Origin of the sequence: Halorubrum wangae (assembly GCF_051194135.1) — an archaeon.
GTDB lineage: Archaea > Halobacteriota > Halobacteria > Halobacteriales > Haloferacaceae > Halorubrum.
In genome coordinates this window covers 640422-661220 of record NZ_JBLZNH010000001.1, presented here as the reverse complement: position 1 = coordinate 661220, position 20799 = coordinate 640422, and the positions used below count along the sequence as shown (strand labels likewise).

The 20799-nt window shown below is 65.7% G+C and carries 23 protein-coding genes; 8 read left to right on the top strand and 15 right to left on the bottom strand.

The window, feature by feature from the left end; translation table 11 throughout:
- Positions 1–28: 28 nt before the first annotated feature.
- Positions 29–196 carry a hypothetical protein gene (locus ACNS84_RS03410; RefSeq protein WP_435073434.1) on the bottom strand — a complete coding sequence of 56 codons (168 nt, stop codon included), beginning with the start codon at positions 194–196 and terminating at the stop codon, positions 29–31.
- Between the two features lie 129 nt (positions 197–325).
- Between ACNS84_RS03410 and ACNS84_RS03405 the strand changes: the two genes are divergently transcribed.
- Positions 326–457 carry a rubrerythrin-like domain-containing protein gene (locus ACNS84_RS03405; RefSeq protein ID WP_435073433.1) on the top strand — a complete coding sequence of 44 codons (132 nt, stop codon included), beginning with the start codon at positions 326–328 and terminating at the stop codon, positions 455–457.
- A 59-nt stretch (positions 458–516) separates the two neighbouring features.
- On the opposite strand, the gene ACNS84_RS03400 is transcribed toward ACNS84_RS03405, so the two are convergent.
- The 3 genes from ACNS84_RS03400 to proS all read right to left on the bottom strand — a co-directional run bounded on the left by ACNS84_RS03400 (position 517) and on the right by proS (position 4569).
- A complete protein-coding gene (locus ACNS84_RS03400; protein ID WP_435073432.1) occupies positions 517–1719 on the bottom strand; it encodes a DUF7345 domain-containing protein in 1203 nt (400 codons plus the stop codon).
- A gap of 152 nt (positions 1720–1871) precedes the next feature.
- Entirely contained in the window at positions 1872–2957 is a 1086-nt protein-coding gene (locus ACNS84_RS03395; protein WP_435073431.1) for a DUF7096 domain-containing protein, read from the bottom strand.
- Positions 2958–3093: 136 nt separating this feature from the next.
- Positions 3094–4569: a proline--tRNA ligase gene (proS, locus tag ACNS84_RS03390; RefSeq protein ID WP_435073430.1), complete on the bottom strand. Its 1476-nt coding sequence runs from the start codon at positions 4567–4569 to the stop codon at positions 3094–3096.
- A gap of 155 nt (positions 4570–4724) precedes the next feature.
- Between proS and ACNS84_RS03385 the strand changes: the two genes are divergently transcribed.
- On the top strand, positions 4725–5324 hold the full coding sequence (locus ACNS84_RS03385) for an NUDIX hydrolase (RefSeq protein WP_435073429.1): 600 nt from the start codon (positions 4725–4727) through the stop codon (positions 5322–5324).
- An 855-nt stretch (positions 5325–6179) separates the two neighbouring features.
- On the opposite strand, the gene ACNS84_RS03380 is transcribed toward ACNS84_RS03385, so the two are convergent.
- The 4 genes from ACNS84_RS03380 to ACNS84_RS03365 form a co-directional block, all read right to left on the bottom strand.
- Complete coding sequence (locus ACNS84_RS03380; protein WP_435073428.1) at positions 6180–6692, bottom strand: DUF371 domain-containing protein; 513 nt, start codon at positions 6690–6692, stop codon at positions 6180–6182.
- Between the two features lie 39 nt (positions 6693–6731).
- A complete protein-coding gene (locus ACNS84_RS03375; RefSeq protein WP_435073427.1) occupies positions 6732–7562 on the bottom strand; it encodes an amidohydrolase family protein in 831 nt (276 codons plus the stop codon).
- Between the two features lie 85 nt (positions 7563–7647).
- On the bottom strand, positions 7648–8835 hold the full coding sequence (locus ACNS84_RS03370) for a redox-regulated ATPase YchF (protein ID WP_435073426.1): 1188 nt from the start codon (positions 8833–8835) through the stop codon (positions 7648–7650).
- Between the two features lie 51 nt (positions 8836–8886).
- Positions 8887–9477 carry a hypothetical protein gene (locus ACNS84_RS03365; RefSeq protein ID WP_435073425.1) on the bottom strand — a complete coding sequence of 197 codons (591 nt, stop codon included), beginning with the start codon at positions 9475–9477 and terminating at the stop codon, positions 8887–8889.
- Positions 9478–9625: 148 nt separating this feature from the next.
- On the opposite strand from ACNS84_RS03365, the gene ACNS84_RS03360 reads away from it, so the two are divergent.
- Complete coding sequence (locus ACNS84_RS03360; RefSeq protein WP_435073782.1) at positions 9626–10159, top strand: halocyanin domain-containing protein; 534 nt, start codon at positions 9626–9628, stop codon at positions 10157–10159.
- An 84-nt stretch (positions 10160–10243) separates the two neighbouring features.
- Here the strand turns inward: ACNS84_RS03360 and ACNS84_RS03355 are convergent, their stop codons facing one another.
- Positions 10244–10762 carry a hypothetical protein gene (locus tag ACNS84_RS03355; RefSeq protein ID WP_435073424.1) on the bottom strand — a complete coding sequence of 173 codons (519 nt, stop codon included), beginning with the start codon at positions 10760–10762 and terminating at the stop codon, positions 10244–10246.
- A gap of 176 nt (positions 10763–10938) precedes the next feature.
- On the opposite strand from ACNS84_RS03355, the gene ACNS84_RS03350 reads away from it, so the two are divergent.
- Together ACNS84_RS03350 and ACNS84_RS03345 are read left to right on the top strand one after the other, a co-directional pair.
- Positions 10939–11214, top strand: coding sequence for a cytochrome C oxidase subunit IV family protein (locus ACNS84_RS03350; protein ID WP_435073423.1), 276 nt, complete (start codon positions 10939–10941; stop codon positions 11212–11214).
- A gap of 151 nt (positions 11215–11365) precedes the next feature.
- On the top strand, positions 11366–12115 hold the full coding sequence (locus tag ACNS84_RS03345; protein ID WP_435073422.1) for a GNAT family N-acetyltransferase: 750 nt from the start codon (positions 11366–11368) through the stop codon (positions 12113–12115).
- Between the two features lie 19 nt (positions 12116–12134).
- Here ACNS84_RS03345 and ACNS84_RS03340 read toward each other — a convergent pair whose 3' ends face one another.
- Both ACNS84_RS03340 and ACNS84_RS03335 read right to left on the bottom strand, forming a co-directional pair.
- Positions 12135–13127, bottom strand: coding sequence for an NAD-dependent epimerase/dehydratase family protein (locus ACNS84_RS03340; RefSeq protein WP_435073421.1), 993 nt, complete (start codon positions 13125–13127; stop codon positions 12135–12137).
- 77 nt (positions 13128–13204) lie between these two features.
- On the bottom strand, positions 13205–13351 hold the full coding sequence (locus ACNS84_RS03335; RefSeq protein ID WP_435073420.1) for a hypothetical protein: 147 nt from the start codon (positions 13349–13351) through the stop codon (positions 13205–13207).
- A 79-nt stretch (positions 13352–13430) separates the two neighbouring features.
- Between ACNS84_RS03335 and ACNS84_RS03330 the strand changes: the two genes are divergently transcribed.
- Positions 13431–13895: a DUF7575 domain-containing protein gene (locus ACNS84_RS03330; protein WP_435073419.1), complete on the top strand. Its 465-nt coding sequence runs from the start codon at positions 13431–13433 to the stop codon at positions 13893–13895.
- Positions 13896–13993: 98 nt separating this feature from the next.
- On the opposite strand, the gene ACNS84_RS03325 is transcribed toward ACNS84_RS03330, so the two are convergent.
- Both ACNS84_RS03325 and coxB read right to left on the bottom strand, forming a co-directional pair.
- The gene (locus ACNS84_RS03325) at positions 13994–16492 is read right to left on the bottom strand and encodes a cbb3-type cytochrome c oxidase subunit I (protein ID WP_435073418.1); all 2499 of its coding nucleotides are present in this window, start codon (positions 16490–16492) and stop codon (positions 13994–13996) included.
- Entirely contained in the window at positions 16489–17280 is a 792-nt protein-coding gene (gene coxB / locus ACNS84_RS03320; RefSeq protein WP_435073417.1) for a cytochrome c oxidase subunit II, read from the bottom strand. The genes ACNS84_RS03325 and coxB overlap by 4 nt, the downstream gene beginning before the upstream one ends.
- A gap of 217 nt (positions 17281–17497) precedes the next feature.
- Between coxB and ACNS84_RS03315 the strand changes: the two genes are divergently transcribed.
- Positions 17498–17953 carry a hypothetical protein gene (locus tag ACNS84_RS03315; RefSeq protein ID WP_435073416.1) on the top strand — a complete coding sequence of 152 codons (456 nt, stop codon included), beginning with the start codon at positions 17498–17500 and terminating at the stop codon, positions 17951–17953.
- Between the two features lie 161 nt (positions 17954–18114).
- Here ACNS84_RS03315 and ACNS84_RS03310 read toward each other — a convergent pair whose 3' ends face one another.
- Positions 18115–18315 carry a VNG_1110C family protein gene (locus ACNS84_RS03310; RefSeq protein WP_435073415.1) on the bottom strand — a complete coding sequence of 67 codons (201 nt, stop codon included), beginning with the start codon at positions 18313–18315 and terminating at the stop codon, positions 18115–18117.
- A 155-nt stretch (positions 18316–18470) separates the two neighbouring features.
- Between ACNS84_RS03310 and ACNS84_RS03305 the strand changes: the two genes are divergently transcribed.
- Positions 18471–19580 (top strand): OBG GTPase family GTP-binding protein, encoded by a 1110-nt coding sequence (locus ACNS84_RS03305; protein WP_435073414.1) that lies wholly within the window; start codon positions 18471–18473, stop codon positions 19578–19580.
- 48 nt (positions 19581–19628) lie between these two features.
- On the opposite strand, the gene ACNS84_RS03300 is transcribed toward ACNS84_RS03305, so the two are convergent.
- On the bottom strand, positions 19629–20774 hold the full coding sequence (locus tag ACNS84_RS03300) for an acyl-CoA dehydrogenase family protein (RefSeq protein WP_435073413.1): 1146 nt from the start codon (positions 20772–20774) through the stop codon (positions 19629–19631).
- Between the last annotated feature and the right edge of the window lie 25 nt (positions 20775–20799).

The window sequence follows — 20799 nt, the reverse complement described above, 5'->3', positions numbered from 1 at the left end:
CTCGCCGAGCGACGCGAGCGGGCCGCGCTCAGGTTCGCTGCTCGGTGATCCGCGCGGTCACGACGCCCGCCGCGACGAGGAGGATACCGACGAGACCACTTAAAAGGAGACTGACCAGTGCACCGGCCGCTCCGTTTCCCACCCCGAGATAGAGGAAGAACGAGGCGACCACTGCGTGGAAGGCGGAGTGACTCACGACCCTCGCCCGCGACCGCTGCGCCGCTCATGGTTTTGATCGTTCGTCTAGTTTTATCTTGATACTCTTAGGTTGTATATTTATAATATTAGGACAGAAGCTATTATTACAGCTATCCTTCTGTTACACATGCGACCACAAACCCAAACAAACGTCCAAGAATTGTACGAATGCTTCAGATGCGGCAAGCGAACGGAGTCGGGGACCACCTGCGACTGCGGGGGAGAACTCCAGCATCTCGGTCGCTCGCGCGATCTGTGACGCGTCACCGCGGCAGATAACCAACACCGGAGCCGATCAGCGCCCGACTCCGGGCTCAGTTACTCGTTCTCGTCGGTCTCGGGGTCGTCGTCGTCATCCCCGTCCTGCCCAGCGTCGTACTCGGGCAGCGAGAGGACGTTCTCTCGGCCGAGCCGGAATCCGTCGAGGTCGCCCTCGTCGCGGAGTCCGGTCACGACTTGGCTCGTCTTCGCGGCGGTCCAGTCCAACTCCTCGGCGACCCGTTTCTGTTTCATCCGACCGCCGTTGTTCTCGATGAGTCGGAGGACCTGCTCTTCGTTGCTCAACAGATCCTCGTCGACCGGCGGTACCGACTCGTCTGCGCCTTCGTCCGAGTCGGGTTGCGACCCGCCCGCTTCGTCGTCCGGCGTCTCGCCGGAGTCTGCGCCCGGTCCGGCCCCGCTTCCGAGGGTCGCGCGATCTGCCGAGGCCGCGGTCTCGGAGTCGTCCTCGGCGGGCGTCTCGGACTCCTCGGCCGCCGCGGTCGGCTCGGCCTCGTCCGACGCCTGCGCGTCCGACGAGCGGCGACGATAGCCGATCACGGCGACGATCGCCACGAGCAGTCCGATGGTGCCGAGCAGGAGCGGCCCGGTGGAGCGGCCGTCGGGCTCGATGATCACTCGCGGTTCGCCCTCGGTGAAGTCGACCGGCCCCTCCCAGACGACGGCGCCGTCGCGGGTTTCCGTCGGTGACGGCGAGACGTCGCCGAGTCGGTAGCCGTCCTCCCACGACACGATGAGCGACGTGGCGTCGTCGAGGAACAGCGCGTCGACCGCGTCGCCGACCAGAATCCGGTCGCCCTCCACGGCCGCGAAGTTCCGCCACTCGAAGCGGTAGGTCAACACACCGTACGTCTGCGGGAGCTCACGACGTTCGGCGGTCACGGTGACGTTCGTGACGGTCATCTCGCGACCCGTCGCGTTCTCGGCGGCGTCCGCCGTCGCGCGCATCCGCTCGCCGAATCGATCCGTGTACGCGCTCGGGTCTGACTCCACGTCCGCGCGAAGTTCCTCGAAGGCTTGCTCCTCATCGTCGCTCCCGAGGCGGACCCGGTACTGTGTCTCCCAGACGGCGTCGCCGTCCGGCTCCACGGAGGCCTCTATCAGGACGTCGTCGGGCGCGACGTCCATCTGACCGAACCCACTGGCCGGGAGGCCGGCACCGCCCTGTGCGGCCCCGATAGAGACAAAGCCGGCGCCGACGATGACCGCGGCGACGACCAAAACGAGTACCGTTCGCTGCACAGACGTATCCTTACGAGGCACCGATAAATCGCTTCCCATCTCGGGAGCACGAAAGGAGCCCGCTCCGACCGATTGCCGCCGAAGAGAACCGGAAACCGGTTCTGGGACGACCCTGTCAGGGTGCGAGCCGTCCGGACCGCGACGGAGCGAGCCTATCCATCGATACCGACGAGAACTCCTCCGATGAGGTCGACGGCGTTAACCAGCGACGCGACGAGACGGTTCGCGGCGGAGTCGACGGCGGTACTCGCTCTCCTATCCGCGCGACTCTCGTTCCCCCGCTCGTCACCGCCGGCGGCGCTCGAGGACGACCCGTCGCGCGGCGGGGTCTGGTTGTCGTCGGGTCGGTTCCCGTCGGCGTTCGGGCCGCGCTCGGACGTGGCGTTTCCTGCTTGGTCAGGTGCCCCGACAGTGTTCGCTGCGTCGCCGCTCGCCCCCGTTCCGCCGGCGTTCGCTGCCGTCCCGTTGCCGTTCGTGCCGTTCGTGCCGTTCCCGCGCTCCGCCGGCCCCTCACCCGGTTCGTCAGTGCCCGCGTCCGGTCGGTCGCCGGCCCTCGGACCCGCGCCGTCCCCGGAACCGCCTCCCGCGTGCGCAGGCGGGCCGCGTCGGTCCGACGCCAGTGGGCCCCCGACGTCGTTGCCGGCGACGCCGCGAGCGATGGCCGCGACCTCGGGGCCGCTCGCGTTGCCGGCCCGCTCACGGAGTTCGACGAGGCGCTCCTCGGTCAGTCCACGGTCGATCCTGACGGCCTCGGGGAGTTCCTGGGCGACCTCGGCGCTTCGGTTCGCCTCGCGCTTGATCGCTTCGGCTCGGGCGCTCGTCTCCGCCATGCGAGCGGCGAACCCGCCGGGGGTCAGCTCGCCGGCGTCACGGCGTTCACGGAGCGTCTGCTGGCGCTCTTCGATCTCGGCCAGCCGTTCCTCCGTCCGGTTTACGCGCTCGGCGACGAGGTCGGCCCGCTCCTCGGGGGTCGCCGTCCGGTTGAGTCCGACCTCGAACGCTCGCGACTCGACCTCACCGGATATCTCCGCCCGCTGGACCCCGATCACGCCGGAGAGGCGCTCACCGGGGCTAATATCGCCCTCGTTCACCGTCTCCGTTCCGTTACGCTCGCCCGTCTCGTTCGTCGCCGCCGGGTCGTCCTGCGCGACGACCGTCCCGACGGGGCCGGCCGCGGCAACGCCGACAGCGGCGACCAGCGCGAACGCGACGAGGAGCAGCGCGGTGCCTCGATTCATCACCTGTCGGTATGCAACGTATCCGTATATAAACCGATCTCCGTTAATCCGGATCAACCCGAATTAAACGCAAGACAGCGTCGGGGACGCAGATCGGGAGACGGCCGCCCCGTCACCCCGTTCGATTTAGTATGACTTAGTACGACTTCGCGAAGTAGGCGGTCCGTTCCGCGTCTTCGCCGCAGATCGCGCACGTCTCGTCGCCGTCGCCGTCGACGAGGGGGTCGTCCGCTTCGAACGGCACCATCACAATCTCGGCGGCCATCGGCTCTTTGATCGGTTCCTCGCACGCCTCGTCGCCGCACCACGGCGTCTTCACGTAGCCGCCGTGCTGCCCGAGCGTCCCGAGTATCTCGGCGCGGTCCTCGGCTTCCCTGACCTCGCCATCGAGCGTCTCCTCCGCGGCCGCGTACAGCTTCGCGTAAATCTCGTCGAAGTGGTCGCGGACGGTGTCGACGACCTCGTCTCGGCTCTCGACGACGTTCTCGCCGTCCGGCCGGTGGACGAGGGTGAGTTCACCGTCCTCGACCTCGTGGGGGCCGATCTCGATCCGTAGCGGGACCCCGTTCAGCTCGTGTTCGTTGAATTTGAAGCCGGGGTTGCGCTCGTCGCGGTCGTCGAGTTCGACGCGGACGCCGGCCTCGTCGAGGTCGTCGGCGACGCCCTCGGCGTAGTCGAGCACATCGTCTTTCGTGTCCTCCTGCCAGATCGGGACGACGACGACCTGTTCGGGAGCGACGCCCGGCGGGAGCACGAGTCCTTGTTCGTCCGAGTGGGTCATGATCAGCGCGCCGAGCGCGCGCCACGAGAGCCCCCACGAGGTCGTGTGCGCGAGCCGTTCCTCCTCGTCCTCGTCCGAGAACGTGATGTCGAACGCCTCCGCGAACGACTGTCCCAGGTGGTGCGAGGTGCCGGCCTGCACCGACTTTCCGTCCGGCATCAGCGCCTCGACGGTCGTCGTCGTGTCCGCGCCGGGGAACTTGTCGTGGTCGGGCTTCTGCCCCTTCAGGACGGGTAACGCCAGCAGGTCCTCGTAGACGGACTCGTACTGGTCGAGCCGCGTCATGGTCTCCTCCCACGCGTCCTCACTGGTCGCGTGCGCGGTGTGTCCCTCCTGCCAGAGGAACTCCTTCGTGCGGAAGAACGGCTTCGACTCCGTCGCCTCCCAGCGCACGACGGAGCACCACTGGTTCACCCGCAGCGGGAGGTCACGGTGGCTCCGCACCCACTGGCTGATGTACGGCGTGATGATCGACTCGGAGGTCGGGCGGACCGCGAGCCGCTCTTCGAGCTCCTTCGTGCCCGCTTCGGTCACCCACGCCACCTCGGGGTCGAACCCCTCGACGATGTCCTTCTCGCGTTCGAGGTACGACTCGGGAATGAACAGCGGGAAGTAGGCGTTCTGGACGCCGGTGTCCTTGAACTTCGCGTCGAGGAACCCCTGCAGGCGCTCCCAGACGGCGTACGCGCGCGGCCGGGTGACGATGAACCCGCTCATGCCCTCCGGGCCGTAGTCGGCCAGCCCCGCTTTCTGTACGACCTCGGCGTACCACTCGCCGGTGTTGTGTGACTTGGACTCGGTGATGCCGAGTTCCTGATCGTCCTCGCTCATTGTCCTGTGAAGGGTGGGTCGCGGGCTTAAAACGTCCGAAGCCGTGCGCGTCGTTCGGCCGCGGTCGCGCGACCGGGACGCCTCCGAGCGTTCGATCGCGCCAATCCGTCGGAACGCGGAGAAACGTTAACCCGCTCCGGGCGCCTACGACCGGTATGGACCTGTCGGGGTTGCGTCGGTACACGCCCGAGACGGTGACCCGAGCCCGTCGAGAGGCGGCGGTGCTCGCGCCAGTTCTCGAACGCGACGGCGAAGCCCACCTGCTGTTCACGAAGCGCGCGGCGCACCTCGGGCGACACCCCGGGCAGATGAGTTTCCCGGGCGGCGGCCGTGAACCGGTCGACCGCAGCCTGACCGACACCGCGCTCCGCGAGGCGAGCGAGGAGGTGGGGATGCGGGCCGAGGAGGTCGACGTCGTCGGACGGCTCGACGACACGCGGACGTCGAGCGACTACCGGATCCGGCCGTTCGTCGGCGTCGCGCCCGACCGCGAGTACGTGCCCGACGAATCGGAGGTGGCGGAGGTCGCGGTCCTCCCAGTGAGCGGACTGACCGATCCCGCGAACTACGAGTCCGAGCGGCGAGACCACCCGACCTACGGGCTCCACCGGATCCACTTCTTCCACGTCGACGGCTACACCGTCTGGGGCGCGACGGGCGGCATGGTCGTCCAACTCTTAGAGCGAACGACCGAGTGGCGCGCGCCGGAGGAGGTCGACCGCGAGGTCGAGGCCGACGCGGAACTGCCGATTTAAATAAGGGTCGGCGTCGTCAGTCGGTTATTTGGCTCTGTTGAAATCCTCAGTCGCTGATAGTTTTCTGCGGTCGTGCTGAATACAGAGCGCATAGTCAGCATCGTAATCTCTGAATCAATCAGTAACGAGAATAGCCGGGGATTGAGATCGTGTCACGAGTATCACTCAAGTTGGCAAACACATCTCCTGTCCGTTTGACGACTGCTTCAAACTGAAAAGTATCGTTTCTGACAGCGTCACTCAGAGTATTTGCCGAGACGACTTCGAGATTATCGTGGGTCTGGGAGTGAGCTGTTAAACTATAGAACCCGGGGCCAGTCTCAAAATCATCTACAATGACTGTGTCGCCAGATTCAGGAAGATCGTAGCTGCCCCAAACGGGCCGTTCAGTAGAACCATCGCGTGGTGCATAAACAAGGGTCAAATCCATCTGCTCAGGCTGTCCTGTGTCTGATCGGAGAACGATTCGGTCAACCGTTACCTGTCCTTCGTCAGAGGACGAAGAACAACCAGCAAGTCCAGATAACGTTACCAAACCAAATGTCCCAGAGAGGAGGGCTCGACGACGCATATTCAATCAAATGTTTTGACGCATGAAATATCTTGTTGAACTGAGATTTACAGTCAAACATCCACGCTCACTGTGCTGCATACAGCCTCTGTATGTCTCACGTCACACCTATCAAATTCGGAGGGTTTCAACAGACCCGGTTATTTATAAAACGGTCGCCGGAGCGGGGCGCGGTGGCTCCCGCCGCGCTCCTCCCCCGCCGCCACCCGCCCCCGGACGCAGTACGACCGCCGCCGGAACCGGCGGCGGCGATTTATAAGCGGGATTTCCACCGCCCACCGAATTCACTCGGCCCGTTCGACCGTCAGCCGCAGTGCCAGTGGCGCCCCGTCGGCGAGTGCGGCGACGAGGTCGCGGTCGAGGTCGGCGGCCGCGCCGTCGCCGTCGACGAGGATCGTGCGTTCGTCGTCGGTGTACTCGCTCGTTCGACCGACCAGCGAGCGGTCGTCGACGAGCGAGAGGTCCGGGTCGCCGCGGCCGACGATCCGATCGACGTGTGCGGGGTCGTCGAAGGCGACCGACTCGTCGTCCGGCTCTCCGGCCGCTATGGTCGCCGTGATCGTCGCGTCCGCGTCTCGGCACGCTTCCCGGAACGCGTCCGAGAACTCTCCGGGCGTTCGGTCGGCCTCGACGCCGAGGATGCAATCTCCCGCCGGTGTCAGCCAGTCGTCGGTCGTGAGTTCGAACGTGCTCGCGTGCTCGGCGGTGACGTGCTCGTGGCCGCTCGCGCGGACGGTCTCGACCAGTGCGTCCTCACCGGCCTCGTTCCGCGCGCCCGTCGGTTCTGCGTCGCTCATGCGTTCGGATCGGCGGCGACGCGACAAGTCGGCGTCGGTTCAGGCGTCCGCGCCCTCGGCGAGCGCGGGGATCAGCCGGGCGGGATTCTTCGCGAACACGCGACGCATGAGGTCCTCCGAGACGTCGAGGGTGAGCACCTCCATCACGCCGACGTTCGGGTGGACGTCGGGCGCGCCGGAGCCGAAGAGGACGCGGTCGGGGTGTTCCAAGACGCCGCGTTCGAGCACCTCGCGGTAGCGGACGGCGCTCGTGTCGACGTAGAGCCGGTCGTACTCGTCGAGCAGGTCGAGCGTCTCGTTCATTAGGTCGGCGTCGAGCGGGTAGCCGCCGAAGCTCGCGAGGACGAGGGGAAGGTCGTAGTCGAGGAGTTCGCGTTCGACCGCCTCGGGAGGGAAGGCCCGCCCGGCGTGGACGATGAGGGGGAGGTCGGCCGCCTCCAGTCGCCCGAGCACGTCCTCGTTCGGGAGGCCGTCGACGTGCGGGACGAGGGTGAACCCGTGGAAGCGGTCGTCGTAGGAGTACTGCTCGACGTCGTCGGGCCGGGCGTGATGGTCGTCGCGCTCGGCGCGGAGGTTCCGCACCGCCGAGACGGGGCCGGAACCGGCATCTCGCGGGCCGTTAAGCCGGGCGAACGCGACGAAGGGACGGTCGATAGAGAGCCGCGCGACTGCGTTGTTCGCGCGGAGGTAGCTCTGTCCCGTGGCGCGTCGTCCGGGGCTCGCGACCGCCCGGACGACGCCGGCCTGGAGCATCTCGCGCTCGAGCCGCTCGGGCGAGATGTCCCGACCGTGGGTGGCGACCGACGACTCGTCGGGGTCCAACGTCGCGCGGGTGTCGACGATCCGAAAGTCGTGTTCCAGCCCCAGCATCTACCGGCCCCTCTCAGGGGATCCGCATGTGCCTGTCGGTCTCACGCGCGGTGCCGGTTGGACGTCGGGGGCGATCGCGACCCGGTCACGGCCCCGCGGTCGAGACGATTTTCACGACGTCGCCCTCGGTCAGTTCGTGTCCCTCGCCGATCCGTCGCGAGGAGCGCGCGTCGACGGCGTGGAGGTACCCCTCACCGATGTCGGTGTGGACCGCGTACGCCAAGTCCGGCGGGGTCGCCCCCGACGGGAGAAGGAAGGCGTCCGGAAGCACGTTCCCAGTCCCATCCGTCCACTTCGAAGCGTCCTGCACCGGGTACACCGTGATGCGGTCGAGCAGGTCGTACACGGCGGCGTTGAGCGCGGTCTGGACCCCCGTCCCACCGTGCTCGCGCATGGCGTCACGGATCGCGTCGAGTCCCTTACGCTGACCGTCCGACACCTCACCAATGATCTCGAAGTCGTCGTCTCCGGGGTCGTAGTCGACGATGCCCGCCTCCGCCGCGCGCCGGAGCCCGAGCTCACCGTCGGCCGTCACGGGAATCACGGGTTTATCGGTCCCCTCGCGAATGCGATCGAGCGCACCGTCCGGGGCGACGTCGACCTTGTTGGCGACGACGACGATCGGCTTTGTTCTCCGACGGATCGCCCGCGCGAGCGCTTCGCGGTCGTCATCGGTCCACACCTTCGGGTCTGCGGGGTACTCCAGCCCGCGGAGGACCGCCGTGACGTCGTGCTCCGTTGCGCCGAATCCGGTCAGGAGATCCGTCACGGACTCCTCCAGGTCGAAGTCGGGCGAACGGGACTTCCGCTCGACGCTCTCCCAGTTGCGGTCGACGATCCCAGCGAGCCAGAGGTCCATCTCCTCCTCGACGAAGTCCACGTCCTCGAGCGGGTCGTGCGAGCCGACCTCGACCGGCTCGCCCTCCGCGTTCGTCGCGCCGGAGGCGTCGACGACGTTGCAGACGACGTCCGCGTTCGTCAGCTCGTCGAGGAACTGGTTGCCGAGGCCCTTACCCTCGTGCGCGCCCGGGACGAGTCCAGCCACGTCGAGCAGTTCGACCGGGACGTACCGCTTTCCGTCGCGGCAGTTCTCGTTGCCGCAGCGTTCCTCGCGGTCGAGACAGGGGCACTCCGTCCGGACGTGGGTGACGCCGCGGTTCGCGTCGATGGTCGTGAACGGGTAGTTCGCGACGTCGACGTCGGCCATCGTCGCGGCCGTGTAGAACGTGGACTTCCCGGCGTTCGGCTTTCCCGCCAACGCGACCGTTATCATGGTCGGAAGTCGCCGCGGGGCGAAAAGCACCTTTCGGTCGTCGCCGGGTCGCTACGGAAACTCGACGAGAGCGTCGTCGACACCGCGGAGGCTCTCCGCGAGCCGTGAGTCGGGCGGCACCGCGCCGAGGAACGCCTCGGAGCCGAAGTGGGCGTCGCCGTTGACCGAGACCATTCCGAGCTCCGAGGGATCGCCGTCGAGCCCGGTAAGGAATGCGACGGTGCGGACCACTGGGACGTCGTTGACCTGCGCCGAGGCGTCGACCGATCCGTACAGCGACCGATGAGTGGCGACGTGGTGGACGCAGGTCGGGGTGGGCGCGAAACAGAGGAGATAGCGCGCGCCCGGCTCGGTACGGCCAAGTTTCGGTCGGATCGTGTGTCGTTCGTCGGCGTGGAAGTACCGCTCCATGCGCCGGTACTGCCGCAGAATCTCGTTCGCCCCGGTCGCTCGGCGCACGGCCGCATCGCCCTTGAGTTCGATCACGTGATCGACGCGCTCCGGCGTCCGCAGCCGGACGTACACGTCGACGACGCCGCGTCGTCCCTCGGCGTCGTACGGCTCCTCCAGTCGGACCTCCGGGTCGTCGTGGACGGCCGTGTAATGATCGACGACGGCGGTCGCCAGTTCGTCCTCCCGCATACGTCCGACTCAGGGCGCCGGCGAGGAATAAACCCGCCGACGGCGCGGTCGCGATCGGTCGACTGAGAGGCTACTTAACACCTCCGGGGATTCCGGGAATGCGGGGGGTAGCAAGGGATTTGTAAGGCTCGAGGGCCTATCAACAATGATGTCTGATAGACTGAGCAGACGGCGGTACGTCGCGGGCACCGGAGCCGCACTCACCATCGGAGCACTCGCCGGCTGTTCGGGCGGCGGAGACGGCGGCGACGGCGGCGACGGCTCCGACGGCTCCGACGGCGGCGACTCGGGCGGTTCCGGGGAGCCTCTCGACGACGTTCCGAGCGAAATCGACGAGTACCTCAGCGACGCCCGGATGTACGACGGCACCATCGCCGATTACACCGGACAGGACGAGGTCACCGTTTCGGTAGGCGCCGGCGACGTCGGCCTGGCGTTCGATCCGGCCGCGATCCGGATCGACTCCAGTACGACCGTCGTCTGGGAGTGGACCGGCGAGGGCGGCGCGCACAACGTTGCCTCCGTGGAGGGCTCGGAGTCCGACTTCAACAGCGGCGACGCGGTCTCCGAAGAAGGAGCGACCTTCGAGCAGTCGTTCGACAACACCGGCATCCAGCTGTACCAGTGCACGCCGCACCAAGCGAACGGGATGCTCGGCGCCATCGAAGTCGTCGAGAGCTAACGCCGGTCCGCACTCCTCGCTGACGCCGTTCGGTTTTTTTGCCATCACACCGGAGCCCCTACAGCGGAGCACTTCCGGCCGTGGTCAGGGGAGGAACGACCAGCGCACGTCGACGATGCGGTCGTGTTCGCTCGTCACGGTCGGCCGCGCGAGGTGGTCGTTCGCGTTGACGCCGACGTCCGTGAGCGCAGAGAGCGCCGCCTCCAGCGAACGGTCCGAGCGCTCGACCGCCGAGTCACGCTCGTACGGAGCGTCGATCGGTTCCTCGGGCGTGTTCGAGACGTCGACTTCGGCCGCGAGGTCGCCGCCGATCGCGCGCGGCGGCTGGTGGAAGTGCCAGTCCCGGATCGTGAGGAACAACCAGACGTCGCCGTTGATGGAGTGGTACTCGCCGGTGACGTCCGACTCCTCGTGAGCGACAATCCGCGACAGGACCGCCGTTTTCGTTCGGTAGAGGGCGTCCTTGCGAGCGGAGCGGACGTTGCTCTCCGTGAGGTCGCCACGGTCGTAGGCGGCGGTCGCCTCGTCGGCGAACTGCTTTGCCACCTTGTTGACGACGTACAGCGACTCGAGCAGGTCGTCAGTCGGTTCGAGCGGGTCCACGGTGATGCCTCGACGAGTGATCGACGTGAGGTCGGTGCGTCGGCGGTATAGACGTTTCGGGCGCACGGAGCGCGACGGGCCGATCAAACTGACGCTCGACGCGGCGCTGGTGGACGGTCGAACGGGGGGTCGGATGGTTAATTCTTTAAGGGCACGGACGAAGTGAGAGGTAAGCAATGTCGGAAGACTCGCTCAAACTATACACCGCAATCTACGTCGCGCTCCTCGTCGCGGCGACGTTGAACTTCGTCCTCTTCGAGGCCGAATTCCTCAACTTCACGTACGCGCAAGCGTTCGGCGGGACGATGGTGCTCGCGACTATCAAGACGGTGCTCATCGTCGCGTACTTCCAACACCTCCGGTGGGAGAACCGCTCGCTGACCTACATCATGGCGCTGGCGCTCGCGCTCACGATGCTGCTCATGGCGGCAGCGACGTACTCCATCTCGTAGCGCTTCGCCGCTCTCTTCCGCGTTCCTTCTCTTCGTCTCGTTCTTCCACGGTCAGTCTCTTCATCCCGTTCCACCGATGACTGCCGAACCGAGTCCGGCAGTTCTGACATGTTCGGCCGTGTTTTTTGTAGTCGTGGGTGGACCGGTAGGTATGGAACTGCGCGACGCTACTGCAACCGACGTTGCTGCTATCCGAGCGGTCGCCCGCGAATCGCTGCTCGCCTCTTACGGCCACGCCGTCGACGAGGCGCTGCTCACCGAGGCGGTCGACGAGTGGTACGACACCGAAGAACTCACCGCCGACATCGACGACGAGCGCACGGTGTATCCGGTCGCCGTCGTTGACGGGGACGTGGTCGGCTTCGCCGAGGGTTTCATCGTCGGCCGCCGCGAGCGGGTCGGCGAGATCGACTGGCTCCACGTTCACCCGGACCACCGCGAGTCGGGGATCGGGTCCGCACTCCTCGAACGCATCGAGGCAGAGCTACAGGACGGTGACGTCGACCGCATCAAGGCCCGGGTCCTCGTCGCCAACGAGGCCGGGACCGCGTTCTACGAAGCGGAGGGGTACGAACTCGTCGGCGATCGCACCGTGGAGATCGGGGACGAGACGTTCGACGAGCGGGAGTACCGCAAACAGATCAGCCGGTTGACCGGCATCTCCGAGGGCATCGTGGAGACGGACGCGGGCGACACCGTCTACGTCGCCTTCAACGAGAACGAGCGGGGATCGGAGGGCCCCTTCTACGTGGCGTACGCCGACCCCGACCGGGAGCAGCGATACGGCTACTTCTGTGGGAACTGCGAGGGAACCAACGTCGCCATCGACACGATGGACCGAATGGAGTGCGGCGACTGCGGGAACCGTCGCAGGCCGTCGCGCTGGGACGCGGCTTACTGAACTCGCCGATTCGGGGGGTTTACAGCGTTTCTTTGACGCCCAGCACGCGCTCTTCCGCGTCGCGTCCGGGATCCCACTCGCTCCCGTCGCGCTCGGCCTCGCGGTGGTCGGCGACCGTCCGGGCCATCGCCTCCTCGACGGGGGTCGACTCCCAGCCGAGGTCGGCGAGCGCGCACGTGTCCAGCAGGTGCGGGTACTCCCGGTAGAGGACGAAGTCGTCCGGTTCGAGCCCCCCGGCTGCGAGCGCGTCGCCGCTCGCAGGGACGACCTCACAGTCGGCGCCGGCAGCCGCCGCGATGGTCTCCAGCGTCTCTTCGAGGGTGAGCGCCCGACGGTCGCCGACGTTGTACGCGGCACCGGGCTCCCCACGCTCGGCGACGATCCGAAGCGCGCTCGCCACGTCCTCGACGTACGCGCGGTGCCAGAGGTTCTGCCCGTCTCCCGGGACGATGACCTGGTCGTAGCTGAGGACGCGGTCGATCCAGTAGTCCAGTCGCTCGGTGTAATCGTGTGGACCGTAGACGATACAGGGGCGGACCGCCATCGCGTTGACCCCCTCCTCGGCGGCGGCGAACACGATCCGATCCGCCTCTGCTTTCCGATTCCCGTACGTCTCGTCGCTCTCGTCGGTCGCCTGCTCGGGCGTACACGCGTGCAGCGGCGTCTCGCCCTCGCGCTTCGGAATCTCTTCCTCGGCGTAACTGGAACCGGACGAGATGTACACGTAGCCGTCCACGTCGGCGAACACGTCCACTGCGGTCTCGACGTCGGCGGGATAGTAGGCGACGCAGTCGACGACGATGTCGGGGTCCGCGGAAAGCTTCGCCGTCCGGAGGTCCCGCTCGTTCGTTCGGTCGCCCTCGACGTGCGTCACGCGGTCGTCGTCCGCGAAGGGGTCCTCGCGAGTTCCGCGGTTCAACGTCGTCACCTCGTAGTCGTTCGCGAGCAGGTCGGAGACGGTGTGTCGACCGATAAATCGCGTGCCGCCGATGACGAGCGCCGTGTCTGTCATACCGTCTCTCGGTCCAGCGACTTCAAAAGCGTGACCGAACCGGAACGAGTCGGGCGGAATCGAGCGGCGGTCGGCGTTTACTCCTCGTATTTCGTGCGCGGGCCGTCGCCGCGCCAGCGTCGGTACAGTAGGTACGCGATGCCGAGCCCCAGAAACCACGTCCCGACGCCGAACACCGCGTATCCGACGCCGATCAGGAAGTCACCGGCGGGGATGCCGATCATACACGAAGTCGGCGTCTCGGCGTAATAAACGCACCGAGCGAGGGGTAGGTACAGGGGCTCGGGGTTCGTACCCCACCTCATGACAGACCGTCGCCGCCGTCGACCTTGGCTCGCCGTCCTGCTGGCGTTCCTCGTCTCGGGACTCGGACACGCCTATCTCCGGCGTTGGGCCCGCGCGTTCGGCTGGTACGCCGCGGTGACCGCGACGCTCGTCTTCATCGTTCCCGACGCCGCAGTGGATCGGCTCGTGTCCGGCGACCCGCCTCCGGTCGCCGACATCGGACCGGCCGTGGTCGTCGTCGCCGCCAGCGTGATCGACGCCTACGTCCTGGCGATTCGGAACAACCGAGAGCTCGAACGCGAGCAACAGGCAGCGACGTCGAAGCGAGGCGACCCGGAGGCGACCGCAGCGGGCACGACAACCGCCGGGACGTCTCCTCGATCAGACCAGTCGAGCGACGTGGTTTCCTGCCCCCACTGCGGTCGTGAGACCGACCCCTCGTTCGACTTCTGTCAGTGGTGTGCCGAACCGACCTCGGAGTGAGGGCGGGACGGCGCAGTCCGAGATTCAGCCGACGCTGAACGACGAAAATCGGGAACGACGGAACGGGGAAAAAACGAAAGCCGCCAGCGAACGCCGCCTCAGAAGAGGTAGAACAGCGGGAAGATGAACACCCAGACGATGTCGACGAAGTGCCAGTAGAGGCCGAAGTACTCGATCGGCCGCTCGTCGTCCATGTAGTGCCCCTGGTACGCCCGGTAGAACAGGAAGCAGGCGATCAGGAGGCCGCCGACCACGTGGATCCCGTGCAGGCCCGTGGTGACGTAGTAGATCGACGCCTGGATGGGTTCGCCGTGTGCGTTCTGCGACAGCGTGACGCCGCGGTCGAAGACCTCGTGCTCCCACTCCCACATCTTGATCGCCAGGAAGGTGAACCCAAGCAGGATCGTCGAGCCGAGAGAGGCCAGCAGCCCCTTGCGGCTCTTCCGGTGGGCGGCGACGAGTGCGAGGATCACCGTGAACGAGGAGGTGATGAGTACGAACGTGTTGATGAGGCCGGGAAGCGCCTCCGTCAGCGGCTCCCAGGTACGCCATCCAGCGTTGTACCGGATGAAGATCGCCGCCGACAGGAACGCGCCGAAGACGATCACGTCGGAGGCCAGGAAGAACCACATTCCCAGCTTCACCTTCTCGACGCCGTTGAACGGCCACCGTTCGGCGAACTCGCTCGGCGGGGCGTAGAAGTCCTCAAGCCCCCACTTCACGCCCGAAGCGATCATTCCGACGAGACCGATGACGACGAGGATCGGGTACACCGGATTCGCGACGGTGACCATCGACGTGGCGACGCTCTCGCCGATGGTGAACTCGAGCGCGTCGTTGAAGCCGGAGAGACCGAGCAGGAAGAACCCGGTCATCAGCGAGAGCGAGAGCGGCCAGATGCTCGCGTGACTCGGGTGCTTGTCCCAGTACGGGTACTCCTTGATGTGCGCGGAGTGGCTGTCACCGCCGTCCGTCGCGGCGTTTCCGTCCGCGTCGGTCTTCACTGCGGGGCCGCCGTCGGGAATGTAGTCCTTGACGAACTCGAGTTTCCCGGACGCGTACGAGGGGCGGTTCGGCCAGTTCTCAAGCGGCGGGGGCGAGGAGATCGCCCACTCCGCGGTCCGCGAGTAGTCCCACGGGTTTTCTCCGGCTTCGGGCCCGGAGACGTACGACTTCGCGAAGTTGTAGAACATGATGAAGAAGGAGAACCCGAGCAGGAACGCGCCGATGGTTCCGAACTGGTGGTAGATCTGGAACTCAGGGTTGTACTCGAAGACGCGGCGGGGAGTCTCCCAGCCGAGGAACATCGAGAAGTAGACGGCGTTGAAGCCGATGAAGAAGATGACGAAGTGGAGCTTCCCCAGCAGCTCGTCGTACATCTTCCCAGTCATCTTCGGGAACCAGTAGTAGGCCCCGCCGATCAGTGCCGTGGCCCCGCCGAACATGACGTAGTGGAAGTGTGCGACCACCCAGTACGTGCCGCGGAACTCGTAGTCAAGCACGATGGCACCGAGGAACACCCCCGTGATGCCACCCAGGATGAACAGAAGCAGCGCGCCGAACGCGAAGAGGAACGGCGTCGTGACCTGGATACGTCCCTTGATCAGCGTGTAGATCAGCGAGAACACGAGGAGGTCGAAGGGAAGCGAGATGCCGATGGTCGTCGCCATCATCAGCGTCTTAATCTCCAGGTTGATCGTCGTCAGGAACATGTGGTGCATCCACACGAGGAACGACTGAACGGAGATGAGACAGATGGAGATGATCACCCACTTCCGACCGACGAGCCGGCGGCCGGAGAACGTCTGGAACAGCTCCAGCATGACCCCGAGCGCCGGGAAGAAGACGATGTACACCTCCGGGTGACCGAAGAACCAGAACAGGTGGCCCCACAGGAGGGAGCCGCCCTCGGTCGCGGAGAAGTACACGGAGCCGAGAACGCGGTCGGCCGCGAGGATGAGCCCGACGGCCAGCAGCGCGGCGAACGCGAACAGCATCATCCAGACGGTCGCGAGGATGGACCACGTGAACATCGGCATGTCCATGATCCCCATCCCCTCAGCGCGCGAGTGGTGGATCGACGTGAGGAAATTCACCGTCGACGCGGTGATACCGATGGTGAACATCGCGAGCGCGAGCACGGCCCCCGTCGACCCGATACTCGGGGTGTACATCGGCACGTTCAGCGGTGCGTACATCGTCCAGCCTGCGCTCAGCGTTCCGCCCTGGAAGAAGCTGATCCCCAGCAGCACGCCGGAGAACAGGTACATCCAGTACGAGAGCGCGTTCAGTCGCGGGAACGCGAGATCGTCGGCACCGATCTGTAGCGGGACGAAGTAGTTCGCGAAGCCGAAGCCGAACGGCGAGAGGAACCAGAACACCATTATCAGCCCGTGGGCGGTGACGGCCTCGTTGTAGGCGAGCCCGGAGAGCACCTGATTCGCCGGGTCCCAGAGCTGGACGCGGATCAGCAGCGCGAGGACGCCGCCGAACAGCAGGAAGAACAGGGCCGTGATCGTGTAGAGGACCCCGATGTCCTTGTGGTTCGTCGTCACGAGCCAGCGCTTGACGGACGTCGTGGGCGGGAGTTCGCTCATGCCGGAACACCCCCGACGGCGACGCTGTCAATGCTGGCGGCGTCGTCGATGCTGGCCGACTCGTTGCCGCCGGAATCGTCACCCTCCGTACTCTCGTACCACTCCTCCCACTCGTCCTGTGGGATGACCGTGATTTGGCTCTTCATCTGCGAATGGCCGGCCCCGCACAGCTCGAAGCACTCGACTCTGAACGTCGCCTCGCCGCCCTGCGCCTCGACCTCTTCGGAACTCACGGAGAACCAGTTGGTGCTGGTCTCTCCGGGGATGGCGTCGGACTTTATCCGTAAGTCCGACGAGCCGAAGTTGTGCCACACGTCTCGTGAGGTCACCTTGATGTCGATCCGCTGGTCGGCCGGCACGATCATCTCGCCGTTCGTGGTGTGGCCGTTCGGGTATTCGTACTCCCAGCCGAACTGGTACCCCTCGACGAGGATTTCGATGTCGCCCTCATCGCCCGTGTCGGGACCTTCCTCGACGTAGAGGAGGATCCCGTACGCGTACACGACCAGACTGATCACGACGATCGCGCTCAGTCCGAACGAGAGGAAGAGTTTCTTCGCTTTCGGACCGCCCTGTCCCGTCGGGAGCTCGCCGACTACCGGCGCGTCGAAGTCTTCCCTCGGTTCGCTCCCGTCGTCGCGGTACTTGTACACGTTCCACAGCGTGTACGCGACGACGATCGTACCGACGAGCGTTCCGAGCGCGAGGAAGACGAAGAAGATCTCGTCAAAGACCTCCGCCTGCGCGCGCCAGTCGCTCCCCTGTTGCAGGATAAGTGAGTCTATCATGTTCGTCTCTCTGCTCTTATTACACCCTTGGCGATGGCACACTTAGCTCTTGTGTAGCGTCGGCAGATGGGCTACAATATGAAGCCCTCAGTACCGATCGAAAAGCGCTTGAGGAGGGAACCAACTGAGCGATGACCCTGCCCAACGCGCCCTGAGCCAGACGTATATACGAAGGCTATTTGTACGCGCGAACGGACCGGCTAATAAGAAACTCATCATGGTCTCACTCACGCTCTTGAGCACGGCACTTATGGGGCTGCTCGTCGCGGCCACCTTCCTCGCCGTCGCGAGGATCGGCACGAAGCGAACGGCGCCCGGAGGGGACGGGTCGGACGACACGTACGCCGCCGTCGTCGACGCCGTTCGAGACGTCATCCAGCAACCGGTCGTCTGGGCCGTCGCGTTCGTCGTGATCGCGGTCGGCGTCGGCGGCGTCGCCCTGCTCGCGGTCGGCGACTTCGGGCTTCCGGAGGGGCTCAGCGGTAGCCTCCTCGGGGTTGCCTACGCCGCTGTCGCCCTTCTCGTGACCGGCTTCGTCTTCCTCGGGGCCTACTTCATGGCCCGCGGACGCGGGCTCGGTAACGCACACGGCGTCGCGGCCGGGTCGTTCGCCGCCGGACTCGTCTTCCTCGTTCTCATCGCGGCCCAGCTCATCGTCGGCGTCATCGGCTGAGTTCGTCCCCGTTACGGATCGGTCCGTTCCTCCTGTCCCGACGCGCGACGAGGAGAGCCGTCTCCGTTCATCGGGTAGCGCGACTATGCTTCGCGACGGCGCCGCTCGCGGTGAACAATTCGACTCACGTCCGCGAGAGAGAGTTCGACGGCCCGGTCGCGTTACGCGACGGCGACGCCGTTTCGAGCGAGAAAGTCGCTCGCCGCCTTGATCTCGACGGGGCTTCCGATGATTCGATAGTACCCGTCGTCCTCGACGACCGTCACGGTGAACCGGTCGTGGAACCGGTCTCCGAGGCCGTCGAGAGCGTGACGCGGGAGGACGATTTGAGTGCTGTCACGGAAGCTCGACGAATCGGGCATTTGCAGTACAGGGTGGTTACACGGCTCTACTATAACCGTGTCGAAGTATCGACACGAGCGGTCCTTTCGCACCGCGAGGCGGCGCACTCCGCCTCGGCGCCGTACGGCGGACCGAAGGAACACCTTTAACGAGCCGAACGGCCGACTATAGCACAATGGGATTGGAGGACGAGATCGAGGACCTCCGCGAGGAGATCGCCAACACGCCCTACAACAAGGCCACTGAGGCCCACGTCGGGCGGCTGAAGGCGAAGCTCGCGGAGAAAAAAGAGAAGCTGGAGAACCAGTCCTCCGCCGGCGGCGGCCACGGCTACGCCGTCGAGAAACACGGTGACGCCACGGTCGCGCTCGTCGGGTTCCCGAGCGTCGGAAAGTCTACCCTCATCAACGCTCTTACCAACGCCGACAGCGAGGTCGGCTCCTACGAGTTCACGACGCTCGACGTCAACCCCGGGATGCTGAAATACCGCGGCGCGAACATCCAGATCCTCGACGTGCCGGGGCTGATTGAGGGCGCCGCGGGCGGTCGCGGGGGCGGGAAGGAGGTCCTCTCGGTCGTTCGGACAGCCGACCTCGTCGTGTTCATGCTCTCCGTCTTCGAGATTGAGCAGTACGACCGCCTTCGCGAGGAGCTGTACGCCACCAACATCCGACTCGACTCGGAGCCGCCCAACATTAACATTCGGAAGACGCACAAGGATGGGCTCGGCGTGACGATGAGCGACGAGGTGAGTCTCGACGAGGAGACGGTCAAACAGGTGCTCCGCCAGTACGGCTACGTCAACGCCAAGGTGACCATCCCGCACGACCTCACGATCGACGAACTCGTCGACGCCGTGATGGACAATCGGGAGTACCTCCCGTCGATGGTCACGGTGAACAAGGCCGACCTCATCGACAAGAGCTACCTCCCGACCGTCAAAGCGGAGCTCCGCGAGCGCGACCTCGACCCCGACGACGTGCTTTTCATCTCAGCCGAGAAGGAACTGGGCCTCGACGGGCTGAAAGAGCGGCTCTGGGAGGAACTCGGCGTCATCCGCATCTACATGGACAAGCCCGGTCGGGGCGTCGACTACGAGGAGCCGCTGATCCTGTTCGAGGGCCAGACGGTCGGCGACGCCTGTAAGAAGATCGGCGGCGAGTTCGAGGAGCGGTTCAAGTTCGCGCGCGTCTCCGGAACGAGCGCGAAGCACGACGACCAACAGGTCGGCAAGGGTCACGAGCTGGCCGACGAGGACGTCCTCCGGATCGTCGCTCGGAAGTGAGGTGAGTGAGCGGGTCCGGAGTACCGGATCGCCGAGCTACAGTCCGAATTACAGCCCGAGTTCGCGGCCGAGCACGACGTGTTGGATCTCGCTTGTTCCCTCGCCGATTTCCATCAGCTTCGCGTCGCGGTAGAACCGCTGAGGGGCGAAGTCGGTGGTGTACCCGTAGCCGCCGAGTGTCTGGACCGCCTCTTCGGCCACCTCGCGGGCGGCCTCGCTGGCGTCGAGTTTCGCCAGCGACGACTCCTTCGTGACCGACTGGCCGGCGTCGTACCGCACGGCGGCCTTGTGCGTAAGCAGCCGTGCGCGCTCCGTCTGCCGGTGCATGTGGACGACCTTGTCTCGGATTGCGTCGAACTTCGCGATCGGTCGTCCGAACTGCTCGCGCTCGCCCGCGTACTCCTTCGCCGCCTCGTAGGCTCCTTGGGCCAGCCCGACGGAGAGCGCGGCGATCGAGATCCGACCGCCGTCGAGCGTCTTCATCGTCTGGGTCCATCCGTCGCCCTCCGCACCGAGCAACCGATCTTCGGGGAGTCGGACGTCGTCCAGTTGAATCTCGCAGGTCGGAGAGGAGTTGAGCCCCATCTTGTCCCAGACGGTCGTGACCTCGAACCCGTCGTCGTCGGGATCGACGATGAACGTCGAGATACCGTCGTACCCCTCGTCCGCGTCCGTGACGGCCTTCACCAACACGCTGTTGGCCACGTTTGCGTTCGTGATGAACTGCTTCGTCCCGTTCAACACGTACTCGCCGGCGTCGGCGTCGTACTCGGCGATCGTGTCCATGTTGGAGGCGTCGGAGCCGCTACCGGGCTCCGTGAGCGCCCACGCGCCGATCTTGCCGCCCTCCGCGAGTGGACGGAGCCACGCCTCCTTCTGTTCGGGCGTCCCGAACAGCTCGATCGGCTTCGCGCCGAGCGAGGTGTGGGCGGCGTACGACAGGCCGATCCCGCCCGAGACGCGGCCGAGTTCCTCGGTGACGAGGGCATACATGAGCTGATCGCCGCCGAGGCCGCCGTACTCCTCGCTCACCGGCACGCCCATCATATCGAGATCGTTGAGGTCGGCGAACACCTCGTCGGGGAACCGGTGTTCGTCCTCGATCTCCTGGGCGATCGGCCGGATCTCTTCCTCGCAGAACTCACGGACGGTATCGCGTATCATCCGGTGTTCCGCGGGTAGCTCGAAGTCCATGGGCAAGATTTGCGACCCGCCGTCA